At 43.9% G+C, this 10328-nt stretch carries 10 protein-coding genes; 6 read left to right on the plus strand and 4 right to left on the minus strand.

The genetic code is table 11. From position 1 onward, the window contains the following. The first annotated feature begins 4 nt into the window (after window positions 1-4). The 3 genes from B9J84_RS12610 to B9J84_RS12620 all read left to right on the plus strand — a co-directional run bounded on the left by B9J84_RS12610 (window position 5) and on the right by B9J84_RS12620 (window position 2742). Window positions 5-922: a GGDEF domain-containing protein gene (locus B9J84_RS12610; protein ID WP_094124279.1), complete on the plus strand. Its 918-nt coding sequence runs from the start codon at window positions 5-7 to the stop codon at window positions 920-922. Window positions 923-1118: 196 nt separating this feature from the next. After that, entirely contained in the window at window positions 1119-1880 is a 762-nt protein-coding gene (locus tag B9J84_RS12615) for a DeoR/GlpR family transcriptional regulator (RefSeq protein WP_094124280.1), read from the plus strand. A 139-nt stretch (window positions 1881-2019) separates the two neighbouring features. Continuing rightward, entirely contained in the window at window positions 2020-2742 is a 723-nt protein-coding gene (locus B9J84_RS12620) for a LuxR family transcriptional regulator (protein ID WP_094124281.1), read from the plus strand. 3 nt (window positions 2743-2745) lie between these two features. Here B9J84_RS12620 and B9J84_RS12625 read toward each other — a convergent pair whose 3' ends face one another. Further along, window positions 2746-3327 (minus strand): acyl-homoserine-lactone synthase, encoded by a 582-nt coding sequence (locus tag B9J84_RS12625; RefSeq protein ID WP_013868065.1) that lies wholly within the window; start codon window positions 3325-3327, stop codon window positions 2746-2748. 300 nt (window positions 3328-3627) lie between these two features. On the opposite strand from B9J84_RS12625, the gene B9J84_RS12630 reads away from it, so the two are divergent. After that, window positions 3628-4113 carry an acyl-CoA thioesterase gene (locus B9J84_RS12630; protein WP_026027856.1) on the plus strand — a complete coding sequence of 162 codons (486 nt, stop codon included), beginning with the start codon at window positions 3628-3630 and terminating at the stop codon, window positions 4111-4113. A 93-nt stretch (window positions 4114-4206) separates the two neighbouring features. After that, complete coding sequence (locus tag B9J84_RS12635; protein WP_017045998.1) at window positions 4207-4452, plus strand: hypothetical protein; 246 nt, start codon at window positions 4207-4209, stop codon at window positions 4450-4452. A gap of 319 nt (window positions 4453-4771) precedes the next feature. Here the strand turns inward: B9J84_RS12635 and malG are convergent, their stop codons facing one another. From malG to malE, 3 genes are all read right to left on the minus strand, one after another. After that, entirely contained in the window at window positions 4772-5662 is an 891-nt protein-coding gene (gene malG, locus B9J84_RS12640) for a maltose ABC transporter permease MalG (RefSeq protein ID WP_010317575.1), read from the minus strand. Window positions 5663-5674: 12 nt separating this feature from the next. Further along, on the minus strand, window positions 5675-7249 hold the full coding sequence (gene malF, locus B9J84_RS12645; protein ID WP_094124282.1) for a maltose ABC transporter permease MalF: 1575 nt from the start codon (window positions 7247-7249) through the stop codon (window positions 5675-5677). Window positions 7250-7325: 76 nt separating this feature from the next. Beyond that, on the minus strand, window positions 7326-8507 hold the full coding sequence (gene malE, locus B9J84_RS12650; protein ID WP_094124283.1) for a maltose/maltodextrin ABC transporter substrate-binding protein MalE: 1182 nt from the start codon (window positions 8505-8507) through the stop codon (window positions 7326-7328). A 657-nt stretch (window positions 8508-9164) separates the two neighbouring features. Here malE and malK point away from each other — a divergent pair. Next, the gene (malK, locus tag B9J84_RS12660; RefSeq protein WP_017045996.1) at window positions 9165-10283 is read left to right on the plus strand and encodes a maltose/maltodextrin ABC transporter ATP-binding protein MalK; all 1119 of its coding nucleotides are present in this window, start codon (window positions 9165-9167) and stop codon (window positions 10281-10283) included. Window positions 10284-10328 lie beyond the last annotated feature (45 nt).

Raw genomic sequence — 10328 nt, forward strand, 5'->3', positions numbered from 1 at the left:
GATAATGATTCTTGATAACATCGAAGATGTGTATAGCAATAATTTGTTTGCCTTGCATGAGCTTGTTCTCAACGAGCTCGGTTCATACGTATTCGTAAAAAACCGTCAAGGTGAGTATCTGTATGCAAATCAGCTAACACTTAAACTGTTTGGCACAACTTTGGAAGAACTCAGAGGCAAAACTGATCATGATTTTTTTCAAGATGACCTACTCGCCGATATTTTACACAGCGATCAAATGGTATTTGATACCAAACAGCCTTTCATCAGTGAAGAACGTGCACAAGCAAAATTCGATACCAAAGTACGCGTCTACCGCGCAATAAAGAAACCTATTCTAAGTACACAAACCGGTGAAGTGATTGGCCTTATCGGTGTTTCTACTGAGATTACCGATATTGTCGAACTGCGAGAGCAACTACACACTCTGGCCAATACCGATGACTTAACGCAGCTCTACAATCGCCGCAAGTTGTGGCGAGAAGCGTGTAATGAATTTACGTTGGCTCAGCGTGATCATTATCCGATAAGTTGTATCGCGATTGATATCGACAACTTCAAGTTAGTAAACGATACCTATGGCCACCAGCGAGGAGATGATGTGATTTGGCAGTTAGCAGAGATAGCGAGAAAGCACACACGCCATGGCGATGCCTGCGGTAGAATTGGTGGTGAAGAGTTTCTGATTGTTCTGCATAAGGCGAATGCGCATGAGGCCTTTCAAGTGGCAGATCGTTTGCGTAAAGAATTTTATGCATACACATTTTTTGACAACGGCGCACACTTTAGTATCAGTTGTGGTATCTCTGAAATTGCGGGTAGCGATGCCGATTTTTTCGAAATTTATCGCCGCTCAGACAAAGCACTTTATAAAGCCAAGCTCGCTGGACGGAATCAATGTGCCACATTCCAAGAAACATAACTATGTTCCATAAAGGGTCTATAATGTTCGTTTAATGTGAATTATCACTTAAAACGAGCAAATACTCGCGTATCCCATTCACTAATGATTGAATTTGGTCGATTAAACCGTACACTCACAAAGTCGTAGTGCCTTACGCAAAGTAAGCATTCAAGGTATTGACCTATTTAAGCTTCAATGAATAAGGATATTTAAGGTGAAAGCAGTTAAACGCCATCAAGAAATTATCGAATTAGTTCAAACACACGGATTTGTGAGTACCGATGATTTAGTCGAGCGATTCAATGTCAGCCCACAAACCATCCGCCGAGATCTCAACGAACTTGCGGATGCCAATAAGTTACGACGCAATCACGGCGGCGCTACCATCGCGTCTAGTTCTGAAAACTCCTCTTACCACACTCGCCAAGTGACTTATCAGCAAGAAAAAGAGAAAGTGGCTGCCGAGCTAGTCAAACACATTCCCGATGGCGCAACGCTCTTTATCGACATAGGCACGACACCTGAAGCTATAGCTCGGGCATTAATGCTCAATCACGAAAATCTGCGCATTGTCACCAACAACATTAACGTGGCGACGATTTTAATGGCCAAACCTGATTTCAATGTCATCTTAGCGGGCGGTGAAGTGCGTAATAAAGACGGTGGCGTGACGGGTGAAGCCACTTTGGATTTCATTTCACAATTTCGTCTCGATTTCGGTATTTTAGGGATTAGCGGCATTGACTATGATGGCTCACTTTTAGATTTCGATTATCACGAAGTGAGAGTCAAACGGGCGATCATCGAAAATAGTCGCTGTGTTTATCTCGGTGTCGACCACAGCAAATTCGGACGTAATGCCATGGTTAAGCTAGGCACAATTGCCGACGTAGATTTGATCATTACCAATGCTCAACCACCAGAAGAAATTGATGTATTCGCTCGTGAAAATGAAGTAACCATTCAGGTGGTATAGATAGATTGAGGCCAAAACCGACATTTGAACTAGATTTTCCCGCCAAAGAGATAAACTATTTCATTATTTGCTCGTACTGTTACGGTTTTTTTTGATATAAGTGCCAATATAGTACGACGCAATTTAGAACTTTCGGCTTATGTACAAAATTCTGAGACTGATCCAAGAGAACCAACAAATCACTAGCCACGGTGATTTGGAAAATGTACTCAATAGGCTCAATAACTTAATTGGTCATGAATTTTTCCTCTTTGGCCTCTCTTTTCAACCCACGTTAAAAACCAGTGAAACGCTTGTCACGGACAATTACCCCAATAGCTGGCGACAGCAATATGATGAATCCGGCTTCATGCATATCGATCCGATTGTCAAATACAGCATTACCAATTTTTTGCCCATTCGCTGGGATGACGCTAAGCGGGTCAATGATGATGGACGAGTCATTTTCGAAGAGGCGCGTTGCAATGGACTCAAAGCGGGATTTAGCATTCCAATCCATGGACTTAGGGGGGAATTTGGCATGATAAGTTTTGCAACCTCAGATACCAAGTCTTACGATTTGAATCAACAAAGTATCCATACTTCACAGCTCATTGTACCGTTACTGGCTCATAATATTGGCAACATCACCCGTTACCATAAAGACGCAAAACCGAGAGCGGTGCTCACCGCACGTGAAGTACAATGCTTAGCTTGGGCGGCCGAAGGCAAAAGCGCTTGGGAAATTGCCACGATTATTAATACGTCAGAACGTACCGTGAAGTTCCATTTCAGTAATGCTTGTAAAAAGCTTGGCGCGACGAATCGCTACCAAGCGATAACTAAAGCTATTTTAGGTGGCTATATCAATCCCTATTTATAAGGCTTATGCATTGACACTTGCACGATATGCTTCATTCATTGGAATATGCAAAGCGACAGAACGTGTACTTCCCAAAAGATGCACTTTTTTATCACCGAGTCTTTCGCATGGGATCCCCATCCGCTTAATCAATTTTTCCACACTGGCCGATGTGACCGTTACATAGGCATTGATGTGATATTGCTGGGCGTGATGATACAGCGACTGAAACATCTGCAGCGTAACATTACTCACGCCGCCCAATTGCGCCGAATGATCTTTATCGACCGCAAAACGACTCAGCTCATAAATCTCCTTTGCTTTGGGTGCTTGCTGCACACCGAGTAATTCCGAAAAAGTATCTTTAAGCATATAACGCGACGTCGTTGGCAAAATTCGCCAACACCCCACTAAATGACCCTGTTCCTCTTTGGCATACAAATAGTGTGCTTCTGGAACGTCGTACTCATCAGTCTCCATTCCTCGATTTGTTTTTAGCTCCCACTGCAAGCGTTGCGAAAAAACTTTATAGCGCAACTTCAGCAATGACACATAATCAGCTTGAGGGACACTTTGAAAGGTATGTGAATAAATTGAAATAGTCATGTGACTTCTCCTTAGGTTATTGGAGAAATCACGCTAAACAATCTCATCAGAGATAGAACCTGTTCGATCGAACAGTTACGTCGAAATACTGTTTAAACTATTATTAACGCAACTGAATAACTAACGCTCAGTTGGCTCAATAAGGTACAACATAAAGTAAATAACTCGTACCGCTCGGCTTTAAAAATCCTCTTAGGCAACTAAGAGGATTTTTTATATCTGCTGCATTCAAAATAATATTGCAGTTTGGTTAACGCTTTGTTATTTATGATTCCGTTAATAAAAAACAAGGATTCCCCAATGAGTAGTGGCCAACGTGCAATAACTTTGCGTTTTTTAGCAGAGCCCGGTGATGTGAATTTTGGTGGTAAAGTCCACGGTGGCGCTGTCATGAAATGGATAGATCTAGCGGCCTATGCATGCTCAGCAGGCTGGAGCGGTAAATATTGCATCACCGCTTATGCTGGAGGGATCCGCTTTGTCGCTCCTATCCACGTAGGGAACCTCGTTGAAGTCAGCGCAAAAGTCATTTATACGGGAACGAGCTCAATGCATATTGCCATTGATGTGCAAGCGAGTGATCCAAAAGAGTTGAAAAACCAGCTGACTACCCATTGTATTGTCATCATGGTGGCTGTCGATGGGCAAGGCAAGCCCACCCCTATACCCGAATGGGTGCCGCAAACAGCAGAAGATATTGCCCTACGCCAATCAGCGATACGCTTAATGAACATGCGTAAAGAGATAGGGGAAGAGATGGAAGCTCACGTTAAGTACTTAAAATAACCACCCATGATGCGCTCAGTTGTCATTTTTTCTTCATCTTTATCTGCTTAAATCGAGTTCTCTGAAATTTTGCATCGATGATAGGAAAAGGCTTTGACTCCCAGAGAGATTACCTTGAGCGAATCGACATTAGTCGACCCAAAGTCAATTGAGTATCACTGGGTCCGAACGCTTTACGTTGAAGGCTACCAGCCCCAAGAAATTAACCACTATATCCGTGCCTGCTTTGGCGGAGATGATACCTTCGCCGATTTGTTTCGCCGCGTTGCGCTGCAGCAAGAGAGTTTGTATGTCCTTTTGCAATACTTAGGCTGCGCCCCTTCTAGCCGTGAGTTCTAATTTTTTAGCTTTCCTTTACGACGTTACACGAAGATTTCAGATGTGAGTCGCATCCAAACACCATTTCACTTTTGAGACATTCAATTCATCATATACTGCATGTGCGTTACCAATAGCACCCTTTAATACAGATATAAAAAAACCCAAGCAATGCTCGGGTCTTGGTTACAAAAACTGTTAGTTTGTTGGATAGTAAGGAATAAAGCTAACAGCCAGCTATGCGTAACGCCAGATTTGCATATTACTTAACTGATCGGCGGCCAAACCAAATACGTTAAGCTAATACAATATGGGCGACCTCACGGTCGCCCTATCGTTATTATCCTTTCACACCACCGGCCGTAAGTCCTCCGACTAACCAGCGCTGTGCAAGCAAAAATACGACAGTGATAGGTAAAGCAGACAATACTGCTGCTGCTGCAAAATCTCCCCACAAATAGTTCTGAGGATAAAGATACTGCTGCATACCCACCGCTAATGTATATGAGTTTACATCAGAAAGTAGCAAAGATGCCACTGGTACTTCACCAACCACCCCAATAAACGAGAGAATAAACACAACCGCAAGAATCGGCACAGAGAGTGGTAGCAGCACCAGTCTAAAAGCTTGCCATGGTGTAGCTCCATCTAAAGCAGCCGCTTCTTCTAATGAGTTATCTATCGTTTCAAAATAGCCTTTGATCGTCCATACGTGCAGTGCGATACCACCTAGGTAGGAGAAAATTAAACCACCATGCGTATTTAAGCCAAGAAATGGGATGTATTGACCTAATTTGTCAAACAGTGCATACATCGCAACCAGTGCCAGTACCGCTGGGAACATTTGAAAAATCATCATCGCTTTTAGGATGGTGTCTTTACCTTTAAAACGCATGCGCGCAAAGGCATAAGCAGACGTTGTCGATAGGGCCACAATGAGCACTGAAGTAATACCTGCTACTTTCACTGAATTCCATAACCAAGTCAGAACCGGAAATGGTGGCGGTGTAACAGAGCCATCAGCATTAGTGACAGCAAAACCTAATGCCAATTTCCAGTGTTCTAGAGATGGGTTATCTGGGATCAAGCTGCCCGTGGCAAAGTTCCCTTCACGAAATGAAATCGCAATGACCATCAATAGTGGAAAAATGATCAGCGATAAAAATGCCCACAGAGCAACATGAGTCGCCCATAAGCGATATTTGAGAGATTGACCTTGTACCATAGCCATAACGATTACTCCTTAATTCTGTGACAGCTTAGTGAAACGTAAGTTGAGTAGCGCTAAACCACCGACCAGTAGGAAGATCAAGGTTGCGATGGCACTAGCCAAACCGAAGTCTTGACCACCAGCTCCTTCAAACGCAATACGATAGGTATAGCTTACGAGTAAATCGGTGTAACCGGCAGGCTCTGAGGTGCCAATCATATTTGGGCCACCTTGTGTCAGAAGCTGAATCATCACAAAGTTGTTGAAGTTAAATGCAAAGCTCGCGATAAGTAGCGGAGTCATTGGTTTGATCATTAGCGGCAAGGTGATACGGGTGAAGTTGTGTAAAAAACCTGCACCATCAATCGCCGATGCTTCATATAAATCCTCTGGAATCGCTTTCAAAAGACCCATACACAAAATCATCATGTAAGGAAAACCAAGCCAAGTATTGACGATCAGCACCATACTTTTAGCGAGAAAAGGGTCTGAGAACCAGCTAGGACTAATGCCAAAAATACTGTTGAGCACCATATTGATCTCACCAAAGCTTTGGTTGAACAAGCCTTTGAAGATCAAAATAGAAATAAAGGCAGGAACAGCATAAGGCAGGATTAATAGCACTCGGTAAACGGCGCGACCTTTAAGCTCTTCCCATTGCACGACACTGGCTAGCACCAAACCAATCATGAGAGTAAAAATCACGGTTAAGGTAGAGAAAACGACCGTCCAGATAAAGATATTAATGAAAGGCTCTTTAATACCGTCATCTTTCCATACACGCTCAAAGTTATGTGTGCCAATTTTCACCACAAAACCAGGCGATACTGTCGCACCGATAAATTGACCACTTTCGTCCACTGGTTGATAAAAGCCAACATCCATATTCGGCCGTAGTATTTCGCCTGTTTGATTATTGACCAGCGTTTCGCCATCATCTTGCATGGTGTAAAGCGGCGATACGGCGGCAAACTTGCGCAAGCCACTCATGCGTACATCTTCACCACTAGGGAAATGCAGATCAATTGAGCTCAACGTAGCACGGTGATTAATAATGGTTTTAATCGGCTCTTTGCTGCCCTCAATACCCTCAATAGGTTGAAGGTCCATATCGGTCACCGATAAGCCATTTAAGGAAAACACGTCGGTAGCGAGCGTCTGCTCTCCATCTTCGATTGCAATTCGATAACCACTTTCCGTTTTGTATAGAGTGAAAGGATAGCTTTCCCCGCCCTGATAAGTTCGATCCAACAGCACGGTTTGTGCACGTTCTAAAGAGAGTTGGTTTTTAGCACTGTAGTTAGTAAAAGCCAGACCAACGGTGTAGGCCAAAGGAAAGAGGATGAATAAGATCATTCCCGCGATACCCGGATAAATATAGCGGTGTGCGTAAGTATGTTTACTGCCGAAAATATAAAGGGCCAGAGCGGTAAGAATGAGAGTAAGCAGCGCAAAGGCGAGCTCACCGCGAGAATACATAAGAATAGTGGCGTAACCGTTAACGATACCAACCGTACCTAATAATGCCCATTTAATGAGCACATTTTTACTGGAAGGAAGTGCCGTTTCGGGTGCTGACAAAACATCTGTACCTTGAACTGACTGCATAGAAGAACCTGCTAGCGATATAAACGTAAAATGAAGGAGAGGTTACCCTCTCCTTAAGGGCTGGACCAAAACCGAATTATTTAGTCATTTGTTTTTCTGCATCAGCCAGTGCGGCATCGACAGTTTGGCGGCCATCTACAATATTGATAATTGCACTTTTCGCGCTGCCCCAAAATGCATTCATCTGAGGGATGTTCGGCATAATTTCGCCATTCATTGCGTTATCCATTGTCGCGGCGATGCGTGTATCTGCATCAAGCTCACGTTGGAAAGAGTTAAGAGCCACCGCACCAAGAGGTTTGTCATTATTGACCATGCGCAGACCATCATTGGTGAGTAAGTAGTTTTCGATAAACTCAATGGCGAGATCTTTATTTGGAGAAGCGGTGCTGATACCAGCCGTCAATACGCCCACGAACGGCTTGGAAGATTGCCCGTTAAATTTCGGTAATGTCGTCACACCGTAGTTAATGCCTGATTTTTCAATGTTGCCCCAAGCCCACGGACCGTTGATCGTCATTGCCGTTTTACCTTGGTTAAACGCAGCTTCAGAAACAGAGTAGTCCATATCAGGAGAGATCACGCCTTTGTCCACTAAGCCTTTCATGAAGTTCATCGCGTCTTTTACGCCTTTATTCGCGATACCCGCATCTTTCACATCATAGCCATCAATCGTGTATTTGAATGCGTAACCGCCATCAGCCGCCATAAGAGGCCATGTGAAATACGGTTCTTTCAAGTTCCACATGATGGCCGTTTTGCCCTCTTTCTTAAGTTTGGCGTTCAACGCTTCCACTTCTTCCCAGCTTTTCGGTGGGTTTGGCACAAGATCTTTATTATAGATGAGAGACAAGGATTCTACCGCGACTGGGTAGCCGATGATTTTACCGTTGTATTTCACCGCATCCCAGGCAAAATCCACGATACCCTCTTGAATCGCTTTTGAAGGTTTAATTTCAGCCAGCAAGCCAGCTTCTGCATAACCACCAAAACGGTCATGAGCCCAGAACACAATATCAGGTCCATCACCCGTTGCTGCGGTTTGTGGGAATTTATCTTGAAGTGCGTCAGGGTGAGCCACGGTCACTTTGATACCCGTGTCCGCCTCAAATTTCTTACCCACTTCAGCCAAACCGTTATAGCCTTTATCACCATTAATCCAAATGGTGAGTTGTCCTTCTTCAATAGCAGCATGTGCACCAAACGAACCAAGAGCAACTAGAGTACTTAGCGCGACTGTGCTTAGGGCGTTTTTCATGTTCATATCCTTTTTATTTTTGTGTTGTAGGGCTCACCAACAGGTTTCGCCGTATTTCGTCATATATAATCAGAGAAAACCTAACTTGACTCATCCTCCTACGCCCTACGCCCTCGATATTATGGACTATTTTCGTGATCATCATCGCTCAAGGTTAGAGAGCTCAATCACAAAAAAATACCTTTTTGTGACATGCTTCCACTTAACAGCCATTAATTATTTGAACTGGATCTAACTCAGCCCTTAAACCCCTCCTCCATCGCATCCATCGCTACTCCCCCCTATAAAAAACTCAATTAGGAGGATGTATCAAACACACACATCACACAAAATACAGTCATCCCAGAGTGGATAGTAAGAGCCTTTTCCAGTAACTCATCGTTTACTGGCTTACATCGCTAGATTGGTTTGCTGTCATAAATGAGCGTTCGTGGTAATTGATTTTATAACGGGGGAGACGCTCAATGTGCAGGGGAAGTGAACTAAATCATTGGCATGGATGGGTGATGCTTTCTTCAAACTCCCTTAATTTGAAGACATCACCCTTTTTCTTACATTATTAACCACCTTACCCAATTCCTGCTGTCATTGCCTGCAAGAAAACTCATATAATGATGGGCAGTGATTTATAAAAAATATTGATCGAGGACGAGCTCTATGGCGAGTGTCACGTTAAAAAATGTATGTAAAGCATACGGTGATGTATTAATTTCTAAAAATGTCGACTTAGAAATTCAAGAAGGCGAATTTGTCGTCTTTGTCGGTCCGTCAGGTTGTGGGAAATCCACCCTACTGCGTTGCATAGCAGGCCTAGAAGATATCACCTCGGGTGACTTGTTTATTGGCGATAAGCGAATGAATGATGTTGAACCTTCTAAACGTGGCGTCGGCATGGTATTTCAATCCTATGCGCTCTACCCGCACCTTAATCTTTTCGACAACATGTCTTTTGGCCTAAAGTTGGCCAAAGCCGATAAAAAGGAGATCGAGCAACGTGTTGAGCACGCCGCCGATATTCTCCAACTCAGCCATTTACTTGAACGTCAACCTAAGTCTCTTTCAGGTGGCCAACGTCAACGTGTCGCGATTGGGCGTACTTTAGTCTCACAACCGAATGTCTTTTTGCTTGATGAGCCGCTGTCTAACCTAGATGCAGCGCTGCGCGTACAGATGCGTTCAGAGATAACCAAACTGCAACGCAAATTGGGCTGTACTATGATTTACGTTACCCATGATCAAGTCGAAGCAATGACAATGGCTGACAAAATCGTGGTCTTGGATGCTGGTTTCGTATCACAAGTAGGCAAACCACTCGAGTTGTATCATTACCCAGAAAATCGTTTCGTCGCAGGCTTCATCGGTTCTCCTAAAATGAACTTCATGAGCGTATTCATCGAAGATGTCGAAGCCGAACGCGTGAAAGTTCAACTCTCTAATGGAACCTCATTTTGGATTTTGGTCGATGGCACCACGATCACTCGCGGCGAGCGTATGTCATTAGGTGTGCGTCCAGAGCACTTGCTGAGCGCTGAAGATGGTGACGCGAAAATTGAAGGCAAAGTGATGATGGTTGAGAAACTCGGCAATGAAACACAAGTCTACATGAACTTGAAAGGCTCTGATTCTGATGTAATTTACCGCCAGCCTGATACTTTGGGCGTTGAAACAGGTGATACATTGACAATTGGTATTCCTGGGCATCGCTGCCACCTCTTCCACAGCGATGGACGTGCATGCCGCCGCCTTTACAAAGAAAAAGGCATCGAAGCCGAATAAAAAGAAATTCAGTTAAGAAAATAAGACAGCCCCTATCAAAGGGGC

Source organism: Vibrio sp. V03_P4A6T147 (assembly GCF_002241085.1).
Classification (GTDB): domain Bacteria; phylum Pseudomonadota; class Gammaproteobacteria; order Enterobacterales; family Vibrionaceae; genus Vibrio; species Vibrio anguillarum.